Origin of the sequence: Humisphaera borealis, from assembly GCF_015169395.1 — a bacterium.
Lineage (GTDB): Bacteria > Planctomycetota > Phycisphaerae > Tepidisphaerales > Tepidisphaeraceae > Humisphaera > Humisphaera borealis.
Genome location: NZ_CP063458.1, coordinates 5163793 through 5189067, shown reverse-complemented (window position 1 = coordinate 5189067; position 25275 = coordinate 5163793). Strand labels below are relative to the sequence as shown.

At 64.2% G+C, this 25275-nt stretch carries 22 protein-coding genes; 5 read left to right on the top strand and 17 right to left on the bottom strand.

All coding sequences use genetic code 11. From position 1 onward, the window contains the following. Positions 1-180: 180 nt before the first annotated feature. From IPV69_RS19385 to IPV69_RS19320, 14 genes are all read right to left on the bottom strand, one after another. Entirely contained in the window at positions 181-1455 is a 1275-nt protein-coding gene (locus tag IPV69_RS19385; RefSeq protein ID WP_206291372.1) for a hypothetical protein, read from the bottom strand. 101 nt (positions 1456-1556) lie between these two features. Next, entirely contained in the window at positions 1557-2480 is a 924-nt protein-coding gene (locus IPV69_RS19380) for a metal ABC transporter permease (RefSeq protein ID WP_206291371.1), read from the bottom strand. Continuing rightward, complete coding sequence (locus tag IPV69_RS19375; RefSeq protein ID WP_206291370.1) at positions 2477-3208, bottom strand: metal ABC transporter ATP-binding protein; 732 nt, start codon at positions 3206-3208, stop codon at positions 2477-2479. The genes IPV69_RS19380 and IPV69_RS19375 overlap by 4 nt, the downstream gene beginning before the upstream one ends. 302 nt (positions 3209-3510) lie before the next feature. Next, on the bottom strand, positions 3511-4413 hold the full coding sequence (locus IPV69_RS19370) for a metal ABC transporter substrate-binding protein (RefSeq protein WP_206291369.1): 903 nt from the start codon (positions 4411-4413) through the stop codon (positions 3511-3513). Between the two features lie 96 nt (positions 4414-4509). Then, on the bottom strand, positions 4510-5886 hold the full coding sequence (locus tag IPV69_RS19365) for a hypothetical protein (protein WP_206291368.1): 1377 nt from the start codon (positions 5884-5886) through the stop codon (positions 4510-4512). 140 nt (positions 5887-6026) lie between these two features. Continuing rightward, complete coding sequence (locus IPV69_RS19360) at positions 6027-6395, bottom strand: hypothetical protein (protein WP_206291367.1); 369 nt, start codon at positions 6393-6395, stop codon at positions 6027-6029. A 288-nt stretch (positions 6396-6683) separates the two neighbouring features. Further along, positions 6684-9014: a prolyl oligopeptidase family serine peptidase gene (locus IPV69_RS19355; protein WP_206291366.1), complete on the bottom strand. Its 2331-nt coding sequence runs from the start codon at positions 9012-9014 to the stop codon at positions 6684-6686. Positions 9015-9235: 221 nt separating this feature from the next. Continuing rightward, complete coding sequence (locus tag IPV69_RS19350) at positions 9236-9373, bottom strand: hypothetical protein (protein ID WP_206291365.1); 138 nt, start codon at positions 9371-9373, stop codon at positions 9236-9238. 128 nt (positions 9374-9501) lie between these two features. Further along, a complete protein-coding gene (locus IPV69_RS19345) occupies positions 9502-10287 on the bottom strand; it encodes a class I SAM-dependent methyltransferase (RefSeq protein ID WP_206291364.1) in 786 nt (261 codons plus the stop codon). Positions 10288-10416: 129 nt separating this feature from the next. Further along, the gene (locus IPV69_RS19340) at positions 10417-11061 is read right to left on the bottom strand and encodes a hypothetical protein (protein ID WP_206291363.1); all 645 of its coding nucleotides are present in this window, start codon (positions 11059-11061) and stop codon (positions 10417-10419) included. Between the two features lie 325 nt (positions 11062-11386). Then, positions 11387-11944 (bottom strand): dihydrofolate reductase family protein, encoded by a 558-nt coding sequence (locus IPV69_RS19335; protein WP_206291362.1) that lies wholly within the window; start codon positions 11942-11944, stop codon positions 11387-11389. Between the two features lie 158 nt (positions 11945-12102). After that, positions 12103-12915, bottom strand: a complete 813-nt coding sequence (locus IPV69_RS19330; RefSeq protein ID WP_206291361.1) for an SMI1/KNR4 family protein — start codon at positions 12913-12915, stop codon at positions 12103-12105. Positions 12916-13284: 369 nt separating this feature from the next. Then, positions 13285-13920: a hypothetical protein gene (locus IPV69_RS19325; RefSeq protein ID WP_206291360.1), complete on the bottom strand. Its 636-nt coding sequence runs from the start codon at positions 13918-13920 to the stop codon at positions 13285-13287. 1073 nt (positions 13921-14993) lie between these two features. Continuing rightward, entirely contained in the window at positions 14994-15650 is a 657-nt protein-coding gene (locus IPV69_RS19320; protein ID WP_206291359.1) for a hypothetical protein, read from the bottom strand. 459 nt (positions 15651-16109) lie between these two features. On the opposite strand from IPV69_RS19320, the gene argC reads away from it, so the two are divergent. Then, complete coding sequence (argC, locus tag IPV69_RS19315; protein ID WP_206291358.1) at positions 16110-17096, top strand: N-acetyl-gamma-glutamyl-phosphate reductase; 987 nt, start codon at positions 16110-16112, stop codon at positions 17094-17096. Between the two features lie 25 nt (positions 17097-17121). Here argC and IPV69_RS19310 read toward each other — a convergent pair whose 3' ends face one another. After that, complete coding sequence (locus IPV69_RS19310; protein WP_206291357.1) at positions 17122-17673, bottom strand: RNA polymerase sigma factor; 552 nt, start codon at positions 17671-17673, stop codon at positions 17122-17124. A 481-nt stretch (positions 17674-18154) separates the two neighbouring features. Here IPV69_RS19310 and IPV69_RS19305 point away from each other — a divergent pair, with 481 nt between their 5' ends. The 4 genes from IPV69_RS19305 to IPV69_RS19290 all read left to right on the top strand — a co-directional run bounded on the left by IPV69_RS19305 (position 18155) and on the right by IPV69_RS19290 (position 21709). Beyond that, the gene (locus tag IPV69_RS19305) at positions 18155-18643 is read left to right on the top strand and encodes a MarR family winged helix-turn-helix transcriptional regulator (RefSeq protein ID WP_206291356.1); all 489 of its coding nucleotides are present in this window, start codon (positions 18155-18157) and stop codon (positions 18641-18643) included. A gap of 137 nt (positions 18644-18780) precedes the next feature. Continuing rightward, a complete protein-coding gene (locus tag IPV69_RS19300; protein ID WP_206291355.1) occupies positions 18781-19152 on the top strand; it encodes a nuclear transport factor 2 family protein in 372 nt (123 codons plus the stop codon). Positions 19153-19246: 94 nt separating this feature from the next. Next, positions 19247-20602 carry an ATP-binding protein gene (locus IPV69_RS19295; protein ID WP_206291354.1) on the top strand — a complete coding sequence of 452 codons (1356 nt, stop codon included), beginning with the start codon at positions 19247-19249 and terminating at the stop codon, positions 20600-20602. Between the two features lie 114 nt (positions 20603-20716). Continuing rightward, the gene (locus IPV69_RS19290) at positions 20717-21709 is read left to right on the top strand and encodes a trypsin-like serine protease (RefSeq protein WP_206291353.1); all 993 of its coding nucleotides are present in this window, start codon (positions 20717-20719) and stop codon (positions 21707-21709) included. Between the two features lie 8 nt (positions 21710-21717). Here IPV69_RS19290 and IPV69_RS19285 read toward each other — a convergent pair whose 3' ends face one another. Together IPV69_RS19285 and hemA are read right to left on the bottom strand one after the other, a co-directional pair. Continuing rightward, on the bottom strand, positions 21718-23856 hold the full coding sequence (locus tag IPV69_RS19285; RefSeq protein WP_206291352.1) for a hypothetical protein: 2139 nt from the start codon (positions 23854-23856) through the stop codon (positions 21718-21720). Further along, the gene (gene hemA, locus IPV69_RS19280) at positions 23853-25235 is read right to left on the bottom strand and encodes a glutamyl-tRNA reductase (protein ID WP_206291351.1); all 1383 of its coding nucleotides are present in this window, start codon (positions 25233-25235) and stop codon (positions 23853-23855) included. The genes IPV69_RS19285 and hemA overlap by 4 nt, the downstream gene beginning before the upstream one ends. Positions 25236-25275 lie beyond the last annotated feature (40 nt).

Below are 25275 nucleotides of genomic sequence, written 5' to 3'. Positions count from 1 at the left end.
ACATCGGCCAGCCGTCGTAAACAGCGCCTTTTCGGCCGCTTCTTCGTGCCCTTTGTGCCCTTCGTGTCTTCGTGTTGAATGCGGACTTTCCGGTGCTAACCCTTAGCCAGGTTGCGGTGAAATCGAGCCTAGAGGTGCCGAGCTGGAGCTCGGCGTTCCCAGAAAGCGTCGCAACAGGTCTCACTCGCCTGGCGGGGTCTCGGGTGGCGTGGTTCCATCCTGCGGCGGCTTGGCGGCCGGAGGCGTCGTGCCGTCATCAGGCGGCGTTGTGCCGTCGCCGGGGTCGGTGCCGTCGCCGGATGGCGCTGGTGTGCTACCGGTACCACCGCCTCCGGCCGGGGCGACCCACGGCGTATTTCCGCCGCCCGCGTTTGTGTTGGCGGTGGAGCTGTCGTCCGAGCCGCCGCTAAAGATCGCCATGATGACGAAGTACGCGACCCATGTCCGCATGAACCAGATGATGACCGCGGTAATCATCATCTCCTGCGCGTCCATCTCGAAGAGCCAGCTCAACAGCAGGTACAACAGCCCGAGCGTGACCACCCACGCCAGCATCCCGCCGATAAACCCGACCGACGCCTGGATCATGCCGCCGATCGCCGACGGCAGGATCGCGACGGCGGCGATCTTCAATAGCGCCGGCCCGACTTCGCCGAGGCCCAGGTCGAGCAGCTTGGCGGCGATCAGCAGCGCCGCGAAGATCAGCACCAGGTTGATGACCGTCGCGACGGCGACGTAAACGCACATCGCCAGGATATCGAACCTGCCCAGGTCGATTCGCGCCTGGACAAACGTCGCGAGCAGCCCGACCGCGATCAGGATCGCCGGCAGGACCATCTCCTTCTTCTGGTACGACGCGATCTGCTCCTGTTCGTCGTCTGTGGCCCGGCGACGGCGGGCGGCGTTGTATCCCAGGACAGGCGTCATCGGCCCCGACATCATCGACACGCCCGCCGCCCCGCCGCGGGATGGCCGCGCCGGAAGCAGATCGTCATCGTCGTCGTCATCTTCGGCCGGGTTGTACGCGACGGCCGGCTCGGGCCGTCGCGTGATCGGAATCGCCGCCATCGGCGCGATACCGTAAGAACCGTAGTCATCGGGATCGGACACGCGATCATCGGGAGGTGCCGCCGGGGGTTCCTCCGCCGAAGGTGCAAGCGGGATGGACGCCGCCTCGGGTTCGTCGAACGGATTGGGCGGCGCGGCGACGGTCGAAACGGGACTTGTCGGCAGGGGCACGTCCGGCGCAACGGGAATCCGGTGGGGTGTCACGCCGCGAAGCGAAGGCTCCTCGATAATCTCCGGTCCGTCGTCGTCGGCCGTCTCGACGGGTGCGGCTCGCACTTCGATCACCTGCCCGCACTTGCAGCGCAGCCGTTTGCCGGCGTACGCGGCCTTCCAGGGGGACTTGCGACCGCAACCCGCACACTCAACAAATGGCTCCACGGTGCTCATGACAGACTCCCCGAAATGAACCCATTCGTCCGAACAGCGGACGTCCGGCGATCGCTTCTTTTGTAGTCCAATCTCAGGCGTTTGCCAAAGGCCGGGTAGGCTCACGAAGTCAGAACAAGCGACAGGAGGTACGAGAGGATAAAGACCGTCAGTCCCATTCCGCCAACGGTATGGCTGAGCGGCCAGTTGAAGCCTTCGGCGTTTGAGAGCAGGAATCCTCCGGCGTAGAGCAGGAGGGACAGGATCGTGGCGGCGATCATCGCGGTGGGCACGCGACGGCACCAGGGGAGCACTGTCGCCGCCGGCAGAAAGAGCAGCGAAAGTACCATCACCGCCCCCAAAGCATTCGTGCCGACGAGGATGATGGTCGCCAGTAGTAGAAGGAACCCGCCGTCCCATAGCGCCGGCCGAAGCCCGGCAATGCGGGCGATGCCCGGTGCCTGGGCCATCAGCAGCCAGCGTCGCCAGAGCAGGGCCGCAACCAGTCCGCACGCCAGCAGCGCCGTCGTTGAGATCTCGGCCAGGTGTACGTCCACAGCGATGTCCGCCCCGACGAAGCGATTCTGTACGTCGATCAGATGATTGCCGCCACCGGCGACCACCAGCACGGCGGCGCAGATCGCGCCCACGAACAGCGACGGAAGCAGCACGATACCCGACCGCGACGACGCCGCCGACTCGCCCCGGCGAACTCGCGCCGCCGCCGTCAGCAGCAGCGCCGCCACAACGGCAATCACCGCGCCGGGGAGTGTCGGCCAGCCCGTGTGATCGATAAGCCATTGTGCCGTCGGCGATGGCTCGGCGGAGTCGTCGAACGCCAGGTAGCGCAGCCCGAACGCCGCCCCGAGTACGACGACCTGCGGCAGGGTCAGCGCCAGCAGGGCTTCCCGCCGAAGCAAAAGCAACACACCGGTGCTCGCGCCGGAAGCCGCCATCGCCAGCCCGGTGATGATCGCCGGGGCGAAGAGCTGGATGATCGGCCAGTAATAACTCGACAGGGAACCGTCGCCGATGGAGCCACTCATGACGCAGCCCCCTGCCACGCCGGCTGCCGGTTGAAACCGCTTCGGCCGGCGGTCAGACGGGAGACGATGTCGTCGGCGGCGATCGACACTCCCCGCGAGGGTTTGCCGGCGTCTGCCGCTGGTTCCAACAGGAGCGCGGTATCCGCCAGCGCAAGCAGGTCCGCGACGTCATGGCTGACGATCAGGATCGCCAGGCCGTTCGCCTTGGCACGCTGGAGGTGCTCGATCAGCAGTTCCCGGGCGCCCGCGTCAACGCCGCTCATTGGTTCGTCGAGCACGAGGACTGAAGGGTCGGCGGCAAACGCGCCGGCCAGTAGCACCCGCTGCTGTTGCCCGCCCGACAACTGAAAGAACGGCCGGCCGGCCAGTTCGACGACACCGAGTTCGTCCATCCGACTGAGGACGCGTTCCTGCCGTCCCCGGAGGAAGCCAAACCGCGCCTGCGCAGAGATCGCCATGCTCGCGGCGTCGAGTGAGGTCATCGGCCAATGGCTTTCGCCGGCCCGCTGCTGCGGCAGATAGCCGAACCGCATGCCGGGGGCGACATCGACTGTGCCTGTCAGCGGCGCAAGAAGCCCGGTCATCCCACGGAGCAGCGTGGACTTGCCGACGCCGTTGGGGCCGTAGATGCCCAAGCACCGCCCCGCTTCAACAACGCACGAAACGCCGGCGATCACCGACCGTCGGCGGTAGCCGAAGCTGGCGTTGTTGAGTTGAACGAGCGGCATGGAGATCCTGGAGAGGTGAACTGAGGGGGGACGAACGCACTTGTCTGTCACCCGGGCCGAGGAAGATCTGTCGAACCTTCGGCTGCGCTCTGGTGGGGCAGACATTCTTGTCTGCCTCGGACGGATGTACCCATCCGTCCGAAGCACATCGATCCGGCCCAGTTGAGTCGGACACGGCGTACCGTGTCCGAGGCAGACAAGAATGTCTGCCCCACCGAAGAAGCGTGCCGAAGTTCGAAAATCCTCCTCGCCCGAGTGACAGACAGGAATGTCCGTCCTCCTGAAGAGGGTTCGCCTTTCGGCTACTTCGCCGCCTCGACAATCTTCCCGACATTGTACCGGAACAGCTCCTGATAGCTTTTCGCCTCGGGAACGCCGTTCACGTGATCGGGCAGCCGAAGCAGCTTCGCCCCCGCCGCCTCGGCGACTCTCGCGGCAAGCTTTTCGTCGTTGTAAGTCTCGACGATTACCAGCTTCACTCCCTGTGCTTTCATCGTCGCGATGAGCTGCGCCACCTGAGCCGCCGACGGCGTGATCCCCGGCTTGGGCTCGATCGTGCCGACGATGTTCAGACCCGCGGACTCGGCGAAGTACAGCCAAGCCTGATGAAAAGTCACTACCTTCAGCCCGCCGAAGGGGGCCATCTGCTCTTTCATCCACTTGGCCGTGTCGGCGAGGTCATTGACCAGCTTCTTCGCGTTCTGCGTATACAGATCTGCGTTCGGCGGATCGACGGCGATCATCGCCTTGGCGAGCGTGGCAGTCATGCGTTGCGCATTGAGCGGGTGCGGTGTGAAGTGCGGATTGCCGTAGGCGTGCATGTCGCCCTGGGCACGATCTCCGCGGCCGGTGGGGACGTCCTTCAGCTCGATGCCGGCGCTCATATCGACATTGCCCGGCTTGCCCGCGGCCAGCCGCGGATTGCGCGCCCCACGCAACAGGTTGTCGCGCCAGGGCTCGGTATCGAGGCCGCTGTGGACGAACAAATCCGCCTGGTTGAGCTTCACCATCTCCGGCGGCGACGCGAGGACATTGTGAACATTCTCCGGCCCTTTCATGACCGAATGCACCTCCACGCGATCGCCGCCGATCTGCCGTGCAAGGTCGGCAAAGTCGGGCGTGGTAGTGACAATCTTGAGCTTGGCACTCGCCGGCGAAGCGGCGAATGCGATGACGGCGAGGAGCGTCAGCAGTGTTGATTTCATGTCATTCCTTTTTGAGATTTCTGCGGTTGTAGCGAGGGGGAGCACCACGGAGGCACGGCGGCCGACCTAGCGTCCACTCTCCTTCTTCGCGAAGGCCTATCGCATCGCCCAGTACGGATGGGCCGGGTGCGCGCCGAACAGCCAGGTGAGCTGGAAGTACACGTTGTTCTCGGTCGGCACGTCACCGGCTTTGTACTGGTACTGAAGGCGGAATCGCAGGAACTCGGTCCAGTACCAACTGACGTACGGCGAGAAGCCGAAGGCCTCGGCCTTGTCGTCATTGGGGTCCTGGGTGTAGTCGAGCCGCAGCCCGAAGAACCAGTCGCGGTCGATCTGCTGTTGCGCCAGCACGTAGGCACCCCACGACTGGCTGCTGGTTCCGTCGACCTGGTCGAGATCTCCGAACATGAACTCCGACTGGAGAAGCGTGTTCTTAAACCCACCGGTCGGATCGCGACGAAGCAGTGTGGCATCGACGCCGTAGAGGTTTGCCCGCTGGCTGTTGTCCGGCCCGCGCGGGCCGGTGAGGAAACTACCGCCGAGCTCAAAATTCCATTCCGGGGAAATGTCGGTATTCCAAAGGGCGTGGACGTTGAACGCCGGCGAGTCGACGTTGATATCGCCGGTAAGTGTCGCCGACTCGCTGCCGGCGCCCTCGGCGGCGAGCACTTCGCCGATTACTTCGATCGCCTGTCCGCCGGTCAGCGACGGCGGCAACAGATAGCTCAGCGAGATGCCGCCGTCGGTCAGCGCCTCGGGAGCCAGGAACGCCTGATTGACCAGCGGCGGATCGCTGGTGGGCAGGTCGTGCAGGTGCAGCATGTTCTGCCGGCCGAACCGAACGTGGAACCGGCCGATCTTGGCTTGCAGATTCGGCACGCCGAAGTCGTGCAGATTGAGGTACGCCTCTTCGATGTTGACCGACCCCTCGGGCCCTTCGAGTGGTTCGCCTTCGGGGAAGACGGGGTTCTCGGCGTCGCGCTCGAACGCCAGGATCAGCACGCCGTCGGCATTGGGGCTGACGGCGGCGCGGAAGTCGAGCTCCACCTCGCGGACGTCGAATCGGTTGAGCGCATCGTTCTTGCGGTTGGACGAGTAGTTGCCGATGAAATCGCTGATCACTGCGATATTCGGATTGAAATCCGCCGGCATTCGCAGCGAAAAAGGGTCGGCCTTTCGCTTGTCGATGTCGCCGAGAATGTCCTGCCGGGTTCTCTCGATTTCATCGACAGAGGGCTGGGTGGCCGGGGCGGCCGCGGGACGTTTCTCGAGTTCGCCCTGCAGGCGAGCGATCTCGGCCTCACGGGACTTGAGGTCTTTCTCCATCTGCTCGAACCGCTGTTCGAGCCGCTTGATACGGTCGTCGGACGATGGGTTGGTCTCCTGGGCAACAGACGGAGAAATAGAAGGTGACGCAAAGAGCAGAGCGATCGCGGCGGTCAGGCCGCGAAGCCTTGGAATGTCGAGGCGCATGGGTCTCCTGCAGAATGGGAAGAGCACGACGCAACACAAGCGGGAAGCCTGTGCCACGGCGATAGACGAGATGTCGAACAGAACGCACCGGCTGAATCCGACGGGGATTTGTCTCGGATTCACGGCAAAAGAGATGCTCTTCAGGAGACGGGCGGACCCGTCGAATCGATGCAAAGGGGAATGGCGACGACGAAAACCTGCCACTCGAGCGAGAGCCGCCCGACGGCGGCGGCACGGCAGGCGACGGTCGGCGGAGCGGCATCCGCGATGACTACGCGGAACAACAGATCAAGGCAGGTCTGGCAGTGGCCGTCATGGTCGCCGACGTCAGCGGTCAATTCGTGGCATGCGTTGTCATGGTCGCCGTCGTCGTCATGTTCGACGTGACGGTGATCGTCGTGGTGATGGTGTGCGTTGGTGGCGTGTTGGGCGCGGTGCAGGTGCGCTACCGCGCCGGTGCCGGCGGCGACAACGCCCAGGAGCAGGAGAATGACCGCGGTGAATCGCAACGCCGGATAGCATGCCTCAGTTGCAGCCTCGTGTCAATTGCATTGTGATTGCATCTGGGGCGAGGCTCGTAGCTGTTCCGAAACTGTCGCTGCCACCGGCGGATGAACGCCTCTGGTCCTCCGTTTTCAACACGAAGCTCACGAAGGCACGAAGGTCACGAAGGAAAAATGATGGAGTGTGCCCAAGATCGAATCGTGCATTGACTCTTCGTGAGCTTCGTGCCTTCGTGACCTTCGTGTTTAAAGCGGACGACGAAAGGGGCTCATCCGCAGGTCTCAGTCGTCGCATCACCCTCCGATTTTCTCCCCCATCTGCCACAACAGAAACGCCCATTCATCGGCCCGCTGCTCCTGCCGCTGCGTCTTGGTCGAACCGATGCCATGCCCGGCGGCGGCATCGACGCGGAACAGGATCGGCTTGCCACTGCCCGTTGCCGCCTGCAGGCGGGCGGTCATCTTCGCCGACTGCCACGGCTCTACGCGCGGGTCGTTCAGGCCGTGTGTCAGCAACACCGCGGGGTACTTCACGCCGTCCTTCACGTTGGCGTACGCGCTCATCGCCAGCAGCGCTTTAAAGCCTTCTTCGGTGGTAAACGTGCCAAACTCCTGGATGTTGGGTACGCCGTTGGCGGTGGTTTCCATCCGCACCGCGTCCAGGCAGCCGACGTTCGCGATCGCCGCCGCGAACAGGTCCGGCCGTTCGGTGACGGACCGACCGATGAGGATTCCGCCGGCACTGCCCCCCTGCCCGGCGAGCTTGCCGGGGCTGGTGTAGCCCTGCTTCACGAGATACTCGCAGCAGGCGATGAAATCCTTCCAGGTATTGGGCTTGGTCGTTTTCTGTCCGCCCTGATGCCACGGCTTGCCCAGTGCCCCGCCGCCGCGAACACTGGCATACGCCAGCACACCGCCGCGCTCCAGCCACGCCAGCCGGATGGGGTCGAAGTGTGGCGGCGTGGTCATACCGTAGGCGCCGTAGCCGTTGACCAGCGTCGGGTGCGATCCATCCAGCTTCAGGCCCATTTTGTAGACGATCGACAATGGCACCTTCACGCCGTCGTGGCTCGGCACCTGCACGTCGATCGATTCAAAGCCTTCGACATGGTCGAACTTTCCCGCCGGCTTCAAACCTGCATCGGCGAGGGATTTCTTCGCCGGGTCGTAGGTGTACATCTTTCCGCCGCGAACCCAGGAAGACGTCGCGATCAGCGCCCCGTCCACATCGGTGCTCGTTCCAAAAGCCGATGCCGACGGCTCGCCGGCAGGCGTTTGGATCGCCTCGATCGCCGCCCCATCGCCGTACGGCAGGCGGAACACCTTCTCCACGCCGGCGTCGAGTCGTTCCACGTACAGGCCGTCCTTCGCCGCGGCGATGCCGCGCACCACCATCGCGGGAGTGGCCTCGACCACCACCTTCGCCGACGCCAGGTCGGGCTTGGCCAGCGACAGGCGGACCACGTTGTAGGTCGGCGCGTTCTTTGCCGTCTTCAGGTACACGTCGTCGCCGTGGACGGCGTAGTCCTCCACCTCGTCGGTGCGAACGCAGATTGGCGTCCAGGGCACGGCGTTCCTGGCCAGCTCGGCGGCCGACAGTGCGGTGATCGGCGCGACGAACAGCGTCAGCTCCCGTGCATCGCCGTGCCGGACCTGCCCGATCATGTACCGGCTGCCGGGGGTCAGCGCGACGGCGGGGAAATCCGCCTCGGAAAGCCCGGCCGCCGGATGCGTCGCCCGCGAGAAGATCACAGGATCGTTCGCCGGGTCGGTGCCCAGGATGTGCAGGGAGGAATAGGTGTCCTTGTAGTGGTCGGTCTCGGGGGCGCCGGCCGCCCGGGCCCGGCGGCGGCCGTACACGAAGCCGCTGCCGTCGGGGAGCCAATACGGGTCGAGGTAATCGTGCTCGAGCCGGTCGATCGTCTCGGGCAGGTCTTTGCCCGTCGCCACGTCGCGCACACGCAGTACTGTCTGTTCGGACCCGGCGATCGCAATGCCGAACGCGATGTGCCTTCCGTCCGGCGACGGCCGGACAAAGCTGATCGACGCGTGCTTGCCGTCGGCGGCCGAGAACTGCTCGGGGTCCACCAGCAGGCGTTCGGTCGGCCCGCCAACCTTCTCGCCCGCCGGCAGGAAGTAAAGCTTGTCGAGGTTCTCGTTGGCCAGGCGCTTGTTGTAGTGGAGGTCGCCGTTGGGCCAGCGACGAACCGGCCAAACGCGATAGGGCGCGGCTTCATCGAGCTCGCGAATGCGGGCCAGCAGCGCGTCGCGCCCGGGGATCGCCTTCAGCGTCGCGGCGGCGTAATCTCCCTGCCCCTTGAACCAGGCGCGGACTTCCGGATCGGACAGGTTCTCGAAGTATCGATACGGATCGCTGAGCTTGACGCCGAAGTAGTCGTCCACCACCGGCCGAACCGGGGCGACCGGCGGCTGCGCGGGGACGGCTTGCTGCGCCGGCACGGCCGATTCCTCCGCCGGCGCAAGCGGCGCTGCGGCCGTCGGCGTGGGCAACGGCAATTCGCCCCGCGCGGCGCTGGCCGCCAGGACGAATGCGAGCACAAACAACGTCACCACGACCGGCGACGTCCAAAGGACCGGCGCAAACCCCACTGGCAATGACGGCATGGGCAATCTCCGCGTTGGCGTAACAGGTGCGATTCAGTCCGTGCAGGATACGAACTGCCGCTCCGCACCGCCATCGCGGGGATTGACCAAGCGCGAGAACCACAGATGCACACAGATCTGCACAGATAAGATTCTCGTCCTATCTGTGCAGATCTGTGTGCATCTGTGGTTAGACGCGCATCTCTGGTTGAACTTCGGCCAGATCGCCGACCGGTCGGCGGTTACTTCTTCTTCAGCGTCTTGAGGACCGGTGCCTGCTTGGCGGCGATCGCCTGCTGCTTCTTCTGGCTGGCCTGATCGTTCTTGGCCTGTTTCTGGTCGGCGTTCTTCTTCGCGGATTTCGGGTTTTTGTCGCCCATAGTGATGTTCTTTCGTAAGAGGTGATTCCCCCGGGAAGGTCTCATCATACGAGGTTCGGGCGCGCGCAGGGGGATTCTCGCGTCACATAATCGGCCGGGAGGCGGACCTTCCTCCGTGTCTCCGTGCCTCAGCGGGGGTTTGCCTTCTGCGCCCGTGTCGCGCCGAAGCAATCCATCCACCGCGCGATCGCGTGCGTCTGGGGGTTCCAGCGGTCCTCGTAAAAACCGGTGATCGCCAGCCCCGCGGCGATCTGCCCGCCCAGCTGGTCCCCCAGGCTATGGCCGAACGCCAGCGGATCGCCGGCGTCGGTGTAGCGCTTGCGTTCCTGCTCGGTCAACGTCAGATCGGAATAGGGCATCGCGTATTTGATCTGAAAGACACCGGCCTGTTCCAGCTCCGGGTCGAACACGAACGCGATGGGGTACGTGAAGCCCGCCAGGAGCGTTCCGCCGGGCCGGAGCACGCGATAGGCCTCCCGCCAGACGGGCAGGATGTCGGGGACGAAGCAGTTGGAACAGGGGTGGACGATCAGGTCGAAGCTGCCGTCGGCGAAGCAGGAGAGGTCGGCCATGTCGCCTTGCACGGTGCGAAGGGCCAGCCCGTCGCGCCGGGCGACGAGGTCATCCTGGGCGAGCTGGGCGGGCGAGAGATCGAACACGGTAACCTCGGCACCGGCCGCCGCCAGGATCGGTCCCTGCTGTCCGCCGCCCGCGGCCAGTCCCAGCACCCGCGCCCCCGCCAGCGGCGGAAACCAGTCGCGCGGCACCGGCTTGGTCGGCGTCAGCACGATCTGCCAGTTCCCCGACCTCGCCTCGGCGATCTCCCCCGCCGACACCGGCACCGTCCACTGGTTCTGCCCGGCCACCCGGCGGTCCCACGCGTCGCGGTTGTAAGCGAGAAGGTCGATGTCCATCCGGAGAACGTACCGCAACCCCACCCCCGGTGTCGCCTCTGTTGTCGACTCCGCAGCCGCGGCAGAATCGGAATGTAAGCCGCTACCGGGCCTTGGAAGCCGCTTGCCCATTTGCCAGCCGAATTGCAATCACCATTCGCCCGGCTTTGCTCCAGTCTTCATACCGCAGCCCAAGGCTGACCGGTGACCAGGGGTGAAATCGACCGAGAGGATCTCGGCTTCGCCGCGGACGGATTCGCCGCCCCGCCGGCGAGCCAAGTCGGCGTCATCCCCGACGACCAACAGTGTCGCTCGCGCAGCCCATAACGCCTGGTCGGCCTGAATCTCGCGAAGGTGAGCGTTACGCTTCGCCTCAGCCCGCGTGGCGCTCCCGGCATACATGTTCCGAGTGAGATCTATCGTCGCGTCGCGTGCCTTTTGTCGATCGTATGCAATCTTCTTGTTGTAGTCCGCCGCCACATCCAAGCTCCGCTGCTTCCAGTCCTTCTCCACCTGAGGCGGAAGTGGCAGGACGGCGGAGCCTTTGACGGCAAGCTTGTGCGCCTTGCTCAGCGACTTGTCCGTCGACGGATCGAGCGGACCTAAGTCGACGACGTCGGCGACAGAGATGTGGACCGTCACCCGCTGGCCGACAAGCGATGCGGCCAATCGCCTAGCCTGTTCGCCCCGCTCTGCAAGAATCACCTTCGCCTGGGCTGCCGTCGCCCCCGGGGCCAGCGGCTCGCTCAATACCTGATTCGCGCGGTCAATCGTCTGTGACAGAAGTCGGTCCAACGGTGGCGGGGAAGCTGGCCTTGAGGCCCCAGGCACCGGTGCCGGGCTCGTGGCGGTAGTGGGCTCTGCGGCGGTGGCAAGGATCGGGAGCACCAGCGTAATGCCCACGAAACATCGACACGCGATCGATACTGCAACCGACGTCGCTGCTAAGTCGTCGCGCGTACGACCTCCCGTGGGCTTAAAACAAACTTGTGGCGAAATGATCGGCGGCATCGCGCAGCGCTCCCCTTCCTGGTCAATGTTCAACAGAGTCTCTCAGGTCGTAGAAACAGTGTAAAGCTGCACGAGACCACACGCAGCAGGGCGACGGGCAGCGACCCCCCTACCTTTTCGGCTCATACCTCAGCGCCACCGCCCCCGAGCCGAACTCCCGTCGGCTCACGAGCTTCAGGTCGACATACTTCGACAGCCCCGCGAACAGCGTCGGCCCGTGGCCTGCCACCCTGGGATGCACGACGAACTCGTACTCATCGATCAACCCCAGCTCCGCGAGCGCCTTCGGGAGCGTCACGCCGCCGACGAACAGTCCCTTGCCCGGCTCCCGCTTGAGCCGACCGACGGCGTCCCCCAGACCGCCGCGCACCAGCTCCGCGTTCCAATCGACACGGTCCAGCGTGCTCGACACGACGTACTTCTTGGCCGCGTCGATCGTCCGGGCAAAGGGCAACATCCAGTCGGCCATCCAATCCGGCATCGCGCCCGTCGCCGACGGCCGCCAGGCGGACTCCATCATTTCATAGGTGACCCTGCCAAAGAGCAGTCCGTCGGCCCGCGCCAGGTTCTCGGCCCAGTAACGATGCAATTCTTCGTCCGTCGTGCCGGCACGATGGTCGCAGCACCCGTCCAGGGTCACGTTGATGGAATAGCGAAGGGGTTGCATGGCAGCCTCCTGAAGGGGGAGAAGGGAATGCCGATCTGTGCCGCGGCGACGCACGCGTTGCGGAAAACGGGACGGGGCGAATCACAGTGTCGGAAGAATTGGGCTCGTCCGGAACTTGTTCCGATTCCTCGGATTTTTCGGTCCGTGCAAACGCGAGTTCATGCGCCCTTTGCTGGCTCGTACGCCGAACCCTGATGCCCATCGCCCTTCCGCCAGCGAAACACACCGAGCAGCTTTCCGGTTTCCTTGTCGTTGATTCGCCAAGCCACGCCGTACCCAACATCCAACTTCGACGACCCGTCGATCAGGATGCCTTCGTAGATTAGTTCCGCCTTGCCACCCTTCGGCGTCTGCTGCCGTAACTGCTTCCGCGCAGTTTCTTTCACCGCATGCCGCTTTGTCCAACGCTCGGCCAGTTCGACGAGGTCGTCAAGCGACTCGCCCTCGGGATCGGCCGCAGCCACTTCGGATGCACGATCCGCTGAATCGACTCGGCTGTCGAAGGGTTCAAACTTTCGTTCGTCGAACCGCTCGACCAACTCGCCTGAGGTGCACATCCACTCTATCGCGTCCAGGAGATCGCCGCCCGCGTCGAAGATCTGCTCACTCTCGCGAGGCAAGACTAAGAGCCGATTCGGGCGGCTCGGGTGAAACACAAGTTCGTCGCCGTTGACGGTATCTCCAATGAGCACGCACTCCAAGGCGCGTTCCTTGGGCAGCAGTTCGCGGCCTTCAGCCCAGAACCAGTACTTATTGATGCGCCGCCTCCATTCCGGAAGCTCTTTCTCGATCCGCCACGGGGGATAGATTCGCACGAAGGAGCCGCCAAGGACGCCCTCACCGAGACGCATGACGTACTCACGGTAACCAGATGGGAACGTGATCCAGAGGCGTGACGCTAGCGTGTCCAAATCAGCCGCAGTCGCAAGCACGAGAGGCTTCTCCGCAACCTGTACATCCTCGATCTTCAAGCGACCTCCTGCCAATTAACTGGTATACCCCGCGCGTCGGATCGACTAACACGGCCGACCCCAGTTTCGGTAAGTTACTTTCCCTGCCTGCGCGTGCAACGCTACCGGCTCTGAACCCGGAGGGTTCGCGGCCATTAGCCGGGGGTTGAGCGCAGCGATACCCCCGGGATTCATCGCCATGACAAGTCCGACCCCGGACGGGGTCGCAGCGGCGGCACTCCGCGTCACGTCGCATAACACGGCTGCAACCCCTGCCGGGGTCGGAATCCTGTTGGTGCTTGACCGGGGGTGTCGTGGCGCTCGACCCCCGGCTAATGGCTGCCATGCCTCCGGCATGAATCGGTCACCCTTTCACCGCGATGCGATCCCTCACCGTTCCGGTCGGTCCAGCAGGCCGCGGTCGATCTTTCCGACGAGGCGGGCCGGGGCGCGGTACTCGGTGTAGCCGATGTACGCCAGGAGGAATCCGCCGATCAGCATGATGCCGGGGAGGACGAAGTCCCGCGTGGTCAGGACTTCCCTGCTGCGGAGTTGAGCGGCGCCGACGAGGACGCCCAGCGCGGCCAGTCCAGCGCCGCCGAGGATCGTCAGCATCGCGCGGAGCCGCGCCGCCCGCAGCCGTTTGGCTTCGCGCTTGTCGGGCGGGGAGGCGTAGCTCACGACCTTGTCCGGCGCGGCGGTGGCCGGGGCCGGCTCGTCGATGAAGCCCTGCGGCGGGCCGATGTACCCGGCGTTGAACAGCGTCGAGTCCCGGTTCCGCACCGACGTCTGCACGGCGTCGGCGACATCCGACCGCGTCACCACGCCTCGCATGTGACGCGTCTGCTTGCGGGCGTTCTCGGCGAACAGGGCGGCGTCGTCCGCGGACCAGCCGTTGGCGATCAGCTGTGCCTCAACCGTCTCCGGCGACCACCCCTGGCGCAGGGCGTCGAACGCCCAGTCGGCGGCCCGGGTGCGGGCCTCGCTGTCGTCGTAGAGATTGGCAAACGGGTCGTGGCCGCTCATGGCGGGTGGTTGACGACGAGGTCGGGCGACATCGTGACGCCGGTCGGGGTGACAACGATCGAAAAGATACCATCGGATGGGTCCGGTGGCACGACCGACGCGGGGCTCTCACCGAGACGATGGAAAGCGAACCGCAGGTTGCGCAGATGTCGCAGATTTCTTTCTCCCCATGTGCGTCATCTGCGGAATCTGCGGTTCATCGGCTTGTTCGGAGCAGGACATGGACCTTGCGCGATTCGGTCGATCGGCAGGTTGGGCCGATCACCCTCGGGCGAACGTTCAGTGACGTCTCCGTGTTCTCGGCGACCTGCTCCGAAAGGTGATGAACGCGGTCGGCGCGGCGCAGAATTCTGTTGCAATCGACGCGCCTATACCTAACATATATAGAACAATATCGCCGGCCTGCGGCACCGATCGATCGGTGTGGAATGGTCGTTGCGCGCAGTCCCGACGATGGCGACGGTTCGGAGGATGTCATGGAGTACCGCGACTGTGAACTATCACTTGGGTTCGTTCGGCAAAACGGCGCGTCGCGCCGGCGATTGTCTGATGTGCCGAGGATTCTTGGGTTCGTTCGGCGAGGCGGACTTGCGAGCGACTGGGCCGTGGGTTCGTTCGGCGAAGCGGGCGCTAAGACGGTTCGTAAGTTGGTGTCACGGGTCGCCGGTACTCTTGAGACCCGCGTTGTCGGCCTCACTTGGCGCGCGGGTCTGCGGCGTACCGCAGACCGGTGGAACCGGTTTCGTCGGGTTCGTTCGACAAACACGCCGCGGGCGCAGCGTACGCGCGAAGCCCCGGGTCCGGGTGATTGAAGATGGACGTCTCCTGGTGTGTGGCGCACCTCGCACGGCTTGGAAAGCCGTGTCACGGACAGTGGGCTGGAGGGTCGCCCTGGGTTCGTTCGGCGCAGGTGCGCTGGGTTCGTTCGGCAAAGCGAGGTGTTGACGGACTTCCTGACATCCTCCGCGTGCCGCGGCGCGCTCCCCTTCGGGTCGCGGCTAACCATGACACCCATCTTGGACTCTGCATCTCATCACTGACTACTGACTGTTGACTGCTGACTACTGACTGCTTCAAAGAATATTCACCGCCCGGCCGGCGAGGACGATCACGACGGCGAGCGAGATGATCGCCTGGGTCATGACCAGTGTCTTGGCCCAGCGGCCGAGGACGGCGGTGTCGGTGGGGCTGAAGGCGGCGCTGGTGTTGAACGCGAGGAACAGGTAGTCGACGAACCGGGGTGCCCATGGGCTGCCGTCGGTTTCGTCGCCGGCCGGGCCGTCGAGGGTCATCTGCGGGAAGAGAAAGGCGCCGGTTTCGTGGCCGGCCCTGGCATCGCGGACGTGCGGGCCGCCGGCGTCGAGCCGCCAGTACCAGAGCGCGAACACCACGACGTTGGTGATCCAGAGCGCGCCGGCCGCCCGGAGCAGCGCGACCGGCGGCAGGCGGTGGGTGGGCAGTGAGAGGACCAGTTGGATGACGGACCAGATCATGAACGCCGTCATCGTCCCCGACAGCAGGTGGCCGGCGACGATATGCAGCTTGTGATAGTGCCGTCGGGTGGCCACCAGGAGGACGGCAAAGATGCCGGCGACGACAGGCATCAGCCACCAGGGCCCCGCCGCCAGGTCGGACGGCAACGCCGCGTAAAGCCCGGCGGTGGCGAGCACCGCGGCAACGACCGGCCAGCGGGATTCGGGGTCCTGGGGGATGGGCGCGTTTTGTGTCATAGAAGGGATCGCTCGATGGGCATGATAAGGGACGTCATCATCGAGAGACGAATCGCGAGCGGATGTTCCTGTTTGCCGCGACCGACCAACGGTCGGGCTGGAGTCCGGCGACCCGCAGGGAACGACACAGCCGACCGCGAATTCGGACCTCCCATGGGGCGCCGAGTGAAAGAACAAGATCTTCTGCGCGAACCAGAGGAAGCCACAGAGGCACAGAGGGCAGAACGCCATCACTGTCTTCTTGTGACTTCAACGATGCTTGTTCGGAGAACCGAAACATGCTTCGAAACGCCCTCTGTGTCTCGGTGCCTCTGTGGCTTCCTCTGTTTTCTGTTGCGGCTTTGCTGCGGTGTGGTGCTTCGGTCGTCCACTCCGTCGCTTCGTCTCTCCGTTTCTTAATCTCGTCCCTTCCACCACGACTTTGTCTCCCCGTCCCCTGCCGCATATCCTTCCACCACTATGAGCATTCGAGTCGGCATTGTCGGGGTCAGCGGGTACGGCGGCGGCGAAGCGCTGCGGCTTTGTGCCAATCATCCGTCGTTCGAGGTCGCGTATGTCGCCGGGGAGAGCAGCTCCGGGTCGAAGCTGATCGAAAAGTTCCCCGGCATCGGCCGGCTCGGCGACCTGATCATTCAGAAGTGGGACCCGACCGCCCTGCCGAAGCTCGATGTGCTGTTTGCGTCGTTGCCGACCGGGGCGTCGAAGGACGCGCTCGCGGCGGTGCCGGCGGGGACGAAGATCGTCGATATCGGCGGCGACCACCGCTACGTGGACGGCTGGACCTACGGGCTGGCGGACGTCTGGCCGGAACAGATCAAGTCGGCGTCGCGCGTCGCCAACCCGGGGTGCTACCCGGCGGCGACGCTGGGCGCGCTCGCCCCGCTGCTGGCGGGGAAGCTGATCGAACCGGGCAACATCATTGTGGATGCCAAGACCGGCGTCAGCGGCGCGGGTCGGGGCGGCGGGGACAGCAAGTTCAGTTATGCCGAGGTGAACGAAGACCTGTCGCCTTACGGGCTGCTCAAGCACACGCACATGCCGGAGATCGCGGCGACGATCGCGAAGGTGTCCGGCGGGAGCTCGGCGGGGCTGATCTTTACGCCTCACCTGGTGCCGATGACGCGCGGCATTCTTGCGACGATCTATTGCCGGACGCATCCGGGCGCGGGCGTGACGACCGAACAGTGCCTGGAGACCGCGCGCAAGTTCTATGCCGGCCGGCCGTTCGTGCGGGTGACGGACAAGCCGCCGCACACCAAGTGGGCGATGGGGTCGAACCTGACGTTCGTGAGTTACGCCGCCGACCCGGAGCGGAACTTGGTCATTGCGATGGGCGTGGTGGACAACCTGGGCAAGGGGGCGGCGGGACAGGCGGTTCAGAACGCGAACCTGATCACCGGTCAGCCGGAGACGGCCGGGCTGGAAGGCACGCCGCTCTGGCCTTGAGATGGTGCGGGAACCAGCTCCGGCTTCAGGCGAATTGCGAGAATGACCGCAGTTTTCGCTTCAGAAGCCGCAGACCGCGGTAGCAGAGGGTGGCGGCGGCGGCCTCGGTGCGGTTGATCCTGGCGGCAACTTCAGCCATGCCAAGGCCTTCGATGTGTTTCAGGCGGACGGCTTCGCGGAGATGGGCCGGGAGCGACTCCATCGTTTGTTCGACCGCCCGCAGAATCTCCCGCCGCATCGCCGACTTGCTGGGTGTACGCAGGTACGTCGCGTACTCCTCGAGCAGGCGAAGGGTGGGACCCGAGCCGGCGGGTGCGTCGGCGGTCGCCGCCAGGAGACGGTGGCGTTCGCGGCGAAGGGTCATGCCGATCTGTCGGCGGGCGATCAGTCGGAGCCAGCCCATGGTGGCATCGTTATTGATGTGGCGGAACTGGGGTGCCCGGCGGAAGGCCTCGAAGACGGCGGTCTGGTAGACGTCGAGCGGGTCGTAGGAGGCGCGGAGGGACGTGGGAAAGATCTTGCGAATGTACTGCAGCAGCCGACTGCCGTTGGCGAGGATGAATGTCTGAATCGGCATCGGATCTTGAGGCGTCGGTGATGGGTCCCCCGTTTCGTTCATAAACATGCTCGCCGCAAACGTATACGTGTCACTCGTCGGGGCCATGTTAATGCATCTTGGAACAGCAGAGAACACCAGATCACCACGCGGTCGGGAAATCCCGATTTTTTTTGAGCGCTCTGGTTCGGACGTGCAATTGGGTTGTTCGGAAGGGTCGCTGCCCAGGGGCGGGGTGATCCTTCCACACTTCGTGCCGGGGCCCGACGAGCGAAGGGGCGGCTGGCGATTGTCGTTGAGCGCCAACGCGTTCCGACATCGCCAGCCCCGCTCGACGGGAGTTGCCGGGATGTCGCCAGAACCATGCCATCACACCCGAAGTAAGCCGCAGCCGGGAACGCTTCGCGACCTTTTACTTGTTGACACAATAGTTGTCACGCGTATCATTAAACCGCCGAGGATTGGGGCCAAGCTCGGGCCGACGGCAACCCAGGAGCAGGCTGTGGACCTCAAAGACGAGATCAAGAAGCGTGAACCCTTCGAGTTTCCGGTCGAAGAGGCGTACCTGAACCTGCTCCGGACCCATAGCGTGATGCTCGCCGAGGTCGAAGGGCTGTTCAAACGGCACGGCATCTCGGAACCCAAGTACAATGCCCTGCGGATCTTGCGCGGCGCCAAGAAGAACCGGGAGTACGACGGCGAGGGTGTTCCTTGCCTTGAGATCGGTGCCCGGATGGTCGCGCGGGTGCCGGACGTGACCCGCCTGGTGGACCGTCTGGAAGCTGACGGACTGGTCGCAAGGCATCGAAGCGAGAAGGATCGGCGGGTGGTCTATATCGCGATCACCCCCAAGGCGCTGGACCTGCTGGCCGAGTTGGAGGCGCCGCTGAGGCGTCTGATGGACGAGCAGGCTACGCGATTGACGCAAGCGGAGTGGAAAGAGCTCAGCCGGCTGCTGTTCAAGGCCCGGCAGCGTCAATCGGAAACGTAGTTTCCGAATAGCCCCAAAAGAAAATCGAAAAGGGTGTCACACGAACAGGACGTCTTGCACCCAATTACTTGTTGAAACAACTGATTGCCCTGAGGCAATCGATTCCCTGAACCCGTATTCCTGAAAGGAACAGTCCCATGGCTACCCAGAATATCCGCAGTCGCGTCGATTCGCTCGTCGAGTACATCAAGACCGGTCGCATCCTCGATGCAATGACCGAGTTTTACGCCAGCGACACCCAGATGCAGGAAAACGGCAACCCGCCGACCAAGGGGCTGGCAGAGAACATTGAGCGGGAGAAGCAGTTCCTGGCGCAGGTCAAGGTATGGAAAGGGTTCGAGGTCAAGGCACTAGCGGTCGAAGGGGACACGGCGTTCATGGAGAGCACGATTGACTTCATCGCCCAGAACGATCAGCCGGTCCACATGGAACAGGTCTCGGTCAGCCGGTGGAAAGACGGGAAGATCGCCCACGAGCGGTTCTACTATGACAGCGGCGCAAAGAAGTGATCGAAGCAATAGCTGAAGGAGGAAGGGTGATGGCCGAAGTCGATTTCATTCTTCGTCCTTCATCCTTCCGCCTTCATGCTGTAGCCTCATTCGCATGGCAACCGGCGACGACATGATCAAGTCCCTTCGGGAAGCGCTGAAGCACTCTCCCGACAACCTTCCCCTGCGCCTGCACCTGGGCGAATCGCTGATGGGTTTGGGCCGTTACGAGGAAGCCGAGTGGGAATACAAAGCCGCGATTGAGGCAGCCCCGCATGATGCCCGATGCAAGCTGGGCCTGGCCGATGCCTACTTCAAGGGCGGTAAGGGGTCGCCGGCGATGGTGGTGGTGGAGGAACTGATCAAGCTCCCCAACCCCCCCGCCAGGACTTACCTGCTCTACAGCAAGCTGCTCTTCAAGTCCGGCGATGTCGATCGCGCCGTGCGGCAGTACAAGCGGGCGATCGAAGCAGACGAAGAACTGGCCGACGGCACCTACGCCGGCCAGCTCGGCATCCACGGCTCGGCCGCGGAGGAAGCCGAGAGCGACGTCGTTGACGGCCGCATGCGGGCCTCGGGCGCCGGTGGTTCGGACGGCGATCCGTCGATCCCCATCGAACGGCCGAAGATCACCTTCGCCGACGTCGGCGGCATGGACACGCTCAAGGACGAGATCCGGATGAAGATTATTCATCCGCTCGCCCACCCCGAACTTTACAAGGCGTACGGAAAGACGATCGGCGGCGGCATCCTGATGTACGGACCGCCGGGCTGCGGCAAGACGCACCTGGCCCGCGCGACGGCTGGCGAGATCAAGGCGGGGTTCGTCTCTGTCGGCATCAATGACGTGCTGGACATGTGGATCGGCAACAGTGAGCGGAACCTGCACGAGATCTTCGATCGCGCCCGCCGGAGCCGTCCGTGCGTGCTGTTCTTCGACGAGGTTGACGCCCTGGCCGCCAGCCGCACCGACATGCGGCACTCCGGCGGGCGGCACCAGATCAACCAGTTCCTCGCCGAGATGGACGGCGTAGCCGCGAGCAACGACGGTCTGCTGATCCTGGCGGCCACCAACGCCCCCTGGCACGTCGACCCCGCTTTCCGCCGGCCCGGCCGATTCGACCGGATCCTGTTCATTCCGCCGCCCGATGCGACGGCTCGGGCCGGCATCCTGCAACTGCTGCTGACCGGTAAGCCGGTACAGGACATCGACCACGATCAGATCGCGAAGAAGACCGACGGCTTCAGCGGCGCCGACCTCAAGGCGGTTGTGGACATGGCGATCGAGAGCAAGCTTCGCGAGGCGATGCGCGACGGCATTCCCAAGCCGATGACCACCAGGGATCTCACGTCCGCCGCCGCCCAAGTCCGGCCTAGCACCCGCGAATGGTTCAACACCGCCAAGAACTACGCTTTGTATTCCAACCAGGGAGGCGTCTACGACGACATCCTGAAGTACATGAAACTCTGAGCCTGGCACTACGGCCGGTAAGGGCAGACCGACCGTGTGAATCGCGCAGAACGCTCATTTTTCAGTGCGGCGGGTCGTTACATCGTGTAGAGTCATGCAGGAGGACCCTAGAGAATGCGTACCCGTCTGCTGCTGACATTTTCCCTGGCATCTGCGTCCACCCTGCTCGTGGGGCGAGCGGACGGCACGATTATCGGACCAGGCGACGGCACCGGGAACTCGCTGCCGGCCAATCCGCCGGCCGGCATTGCCGTGCAGAACGTGGGTACCTATTCCAACGGTGCCGGACCCGCTTCGGCGACCTATCTCGGCAATCGTTATGTCCTGATCGCCAACCACGCCGGCCTGCCGTCGGGTGGTATCAACTTCCCGACCGTCGGGACGTTCGCTCTCGACGGCACGACGGACCAGCTTCTGACCAATTCCGATACTTCGAACACCGACCTGCGGCTCGTTCGCCTCGCGACGGATCCGGGTCTTCCCACACTTACCATCGCGTCGGCGACGCCGGCAATCGGCGCCGGCCTGACCATGGTCGGTGGCGGTCGAAACCGCGCGACCACTCCCACCTACTACAACATCACCGCGCCCGGCGGTGTCGTCACCTGGACCGCGACGGCCAACTCGGCTTCGGCCAGCGCCGGTGGGTTTGCCTGGGCACCAAGCAATGGCATCCGGTGGGGCACCAACACCAACGACGGCGACGGCCAGGGTGGCTCGCGCTTCCGGTTGGGCGGCGCGTTCAACGTCGATGTCTTCCAGACGGACTTCTACGAATCCGGGACCGGTCCGAACTACAGCATCGCGAACGCCAAGAATGACTTTCTCGCCAGCGGCAGCACAACAAGTGAAGCCCAGGCCTCGCAAGGCGATTCCGGCGGTGCCGTATTCGCCGCGGATGGTTCGCTCGTTGGCATCATGCACGCGATCGACGGATTCACCAATCAGCCGTCCGAGCTCGCCCTCTTCGGGCAGCACACCTTCATCTCCGACCTGTCAGTCTACCGAAGCCAGTTGTCGGCCGTCCCGGAACCGGCGGTGGCGACCCTGGCCGTCGGCATGACGGGCCTGCTCGCCCTGCGACGCCGTCGTCGCCTGCCCGGCTGATTCTCGCCTCAGTACTTCTTGATGTGCTCGGGTCGAACCAGGAACGGAATCCCACGTTCCCAATCGGCCGATTGCTTCCATGAGGCCGGAATCGATGGAAAGGGCTGGTACGTTTTCTCGTACCGCTCGAGTTCCGCCGGCGCGATCAGCAGCCAGGTCCTGCCGTCATGACGCCACCCGAGCGGATCGAACGCATCAAGCAGCGATCGGTTGGGCTGGGTATCCAGGTCAAAGACGGTGCGATAGTAAAGCCGGGACGAAGGAAGCGGATACCAGAACGCCTGGGCATCGCCGACGAGTACAAGCTTGGCCGACGCATCGTCGAGGGGGAATCCTTCCATCGAAGCACTGGTGATCCAGGAGATGTCTTCCTTCCCCATCGTGACGACAATGCCGGTGCCCTGTTCCTCGTAAAGCTTGCGGGCGAATGGATCGTGAACGAAGTACCAGTTGCGTGCCGATAGCGCCACGACCATGACCACTGCCACCGCGATGACGGGGCTTCTGCCGCGTATCGCATCGCATCCGTTGCCCTCAGGCCGCCGCGAGTAACGCACCAGCCGTTCCCAGGGTGCGGCCGCGATCGCCAGAACAGCAACTGGGATCGCAAGTACAAAGAACCGCCCCTGAAGATGGGTGAAGCCGAGCCAGAAGCCAACCTGGATCAGCAGCAATCCGCCGAGAAACCAGGAGACGAGGTCCCGTCGATTGAGCACCAGCGCAACGATCGCCAAAGGCAGCAGCAGGTAGCCGAACTGACTGCTCAACACCACCTCATCCACAAATGCCGCCAGTCGTCCGGCGACCGACCGCTGGTCGGGCCGGGCGGTGTGCGCGGCCGACCATCGTGAAGTCTGGAGCTCGCTGAAGGTTCCGTTACCGAAAAACGCGCGGCCTTCCGGAAAGACCGGATTCCCGGTCCGCGCGATGTTGCGGATGAGCCAGGGCGCCAACACGATCAAAGCGACCGTGACGAACAGCACCAACGCCGGAAGGACCGATCGCACGGCATCGCGCAGGGGCACCCGGCGAACTGGCCCCGACACCAACACGACCAAAGTCGCAACCACAGGAACCGCGATCAGGACCAACGGTATGGCGGTCAGTTTGACACCGCAGGCAAACCCGGCGGACAGACCCGCGAGGGTGAGCAGTCGAACCGACAGACCGCGGCCTTCAAGGGTCGTCCGGCTGATCGCGATCAACGTCCACCCGATCGCGAGCGTGGCGTAGAGAAGCAGTGCACCTTCATTGAAGCCGATCGGTGCCAACTGCGTGAGCCATGGGATCGTCGCGCCCAGAACCGATGCAATGACGGCAACGCGTGGCGACCGCGCTATCTGGTTTGCGAAGCCGCACATGGCGATGACCGCGAGCGCCATCGTCGCCACGTGCATAAGCTGCGCGAGGTACATGCCATTCCAGGCGCCGCCGCTGAGATGGAACGCCAGCAGGTCGTGCATCTCGGAGCCGAAGGGGAAATAGCCGAATGTGTTGTGCGGCGTGGGTTGGATTCGACCGGCGTCGTACCATTCTCGCGGGATCTGAAAGTGGTACTCGACGACGTCATACCCGTGCGGCTCGTGCGGCTTCCAGAGCAGGCCCGGCGGCACAAATGCCGCCGCGAGCGCGAGCGAAGTCGTCGGTATTACCGCCAGCCAGAGCCAGGTCGCCCTATGGCCGTATCTAGAGGAGGCTGACATGAATCGCGGATAAAATCTCAGCCCCCATACGATTGCACTCAGCGCCCCCGACCCTAGCAGAACGAAACCCACCACCCGCGACAGCAGCCCCGCGAGCCCGAGTCCGAGAATCGCCAGGCCCATTGCTCCGAGTCCGATCGCGATCGCCGTGACGACCCGGATCAACGGATCAAGGTGACACGTCTTGCCCTTGTCGGACGTCGCTCGCAGCAGCCACACCGTCGGCCAGGCGCCCCACCCTGCCGCCGACACGAGCCACAAGAGCACGATCGAGCCTTCGACGATCAGCCGATACGCGACTTCGGCCGCACTGCTGCCGGCGTAGATCACCGCACCGGCGCACGACAGGATCAGGACGCAGATGCCCACGATCAGCCCCAGCGGCACCCGGCGCTCTGGCGACGCTTGTGCGGTGCCCGGCGAGCCGTCGTTGATCCTGCTCATGCCGCGTCGTCCGGCTTGGATGTCGGCGGAGACTGGTCGATGCTGGTGGATGCCGGCTTTTCCGCGGCGGCCCCCGTGCCGCCGACCGCCTCGTTCAGTTCCTCTTCAAGGTCGAAGAGCTTCTCCATCGCGTGAACGTACGGAATCTCGGGATGCTCCGGGTCGGCATGACGCATCGCATGGATTGGTCGGTGCAGCAGCTTGTTGACGATGCGTCGAGTCATCTCTTCCAGTGCCGCCCGCTCCTGCTGCGCAGCGGCCGGAAGCTTGTTGATCGTGCGGTCCAGTTCTTCGCGCGCCATCCGGTGATAGCGCTTGTAAAGGCGGTCGATCGTGGGCCCCATCTCACGCTGGCGGTGCCAGACGGCAAACTCGTCGAGGTGCTTTGACACGATCGCCTCGGCGTCCTGTACCGCCGACTGCCGTTGCTGCTGCGTTCCGGCCACGACCTGCTGCAGGTCGTCAACGTTGTACAGGTACACCTGCTCCAGTTCGCCGACAGATGCCTCAATGTCGCGCGGGACGGCGATATCGATCAGGAACACCGGTCGATACCGCCGACGGCGCAGCACCTTGGTGAACATCGCCCGGGTGATGATCGGGTCGATCGAACCGGTGGAGGTCACGACGATATCGGCCGCCGCCAAGTGGTCGGCAAGACGATCGAACGGAACGGCCGCGCCTTTGAACTGTTCGGCCAGCGCGGTGGCACGGTCGGCATTTCGATTGCAAAGCAGCAGCTTGCCCGGCGCCAGCGCCACCAGGTGCTCCAGAACCAGCGTCGCCATCTTGCCCGCACCGATGCACAGGACGGTCTTGTCGGAGAACGTTTCGAAGATCCGACCGGCGTACTCGACGGCGACACTGGCGATGCTCAACCGCCCCTCGGCCAGCGCGGTATCGCTCCGAACCTGTTTGCCGACCGCGACGGCCCGCTGGAACAGAGGGTTAAGGATCGCGCCGGTGGTGTTCTGAGCCTTTGCCGTTTCATAGGCTTCGCGCACCTGCCCCAAAATCTGGTTCTCGCCGAGCACCAGCGAATCGAGCGAACTGGCGACACGGAACAAGTGCAGGGCGGCCTCGCGACCGGCTTTGTGATACAGGTGCGGACGAACACCCTCAGGGGGCAGCGCGTGCGACTCGGCGAGGAAATCGACCAGTTCCTCCACCACCGGATGCGGATGATGGAAGGTCCCGCCGCGGGATACGTAGATCTCGACGCGGTTGCAGGTGGACAGCAGAACGGCTTCGCATTCGGGGAATCTCGCCCGCAGCGCCGCAACAGCCGCGTCGCGCTGGGCGGGGGAGAAGGCAAGCTTCTCGCGCACCTCCAGTGGCGCGGTAGTGTGGTTCAGTCCCAGGAGCAAAAGACGCTGCATCGGTTCTCAAGCCGTCTTACGGTTTTGAGTTCAATTCGAG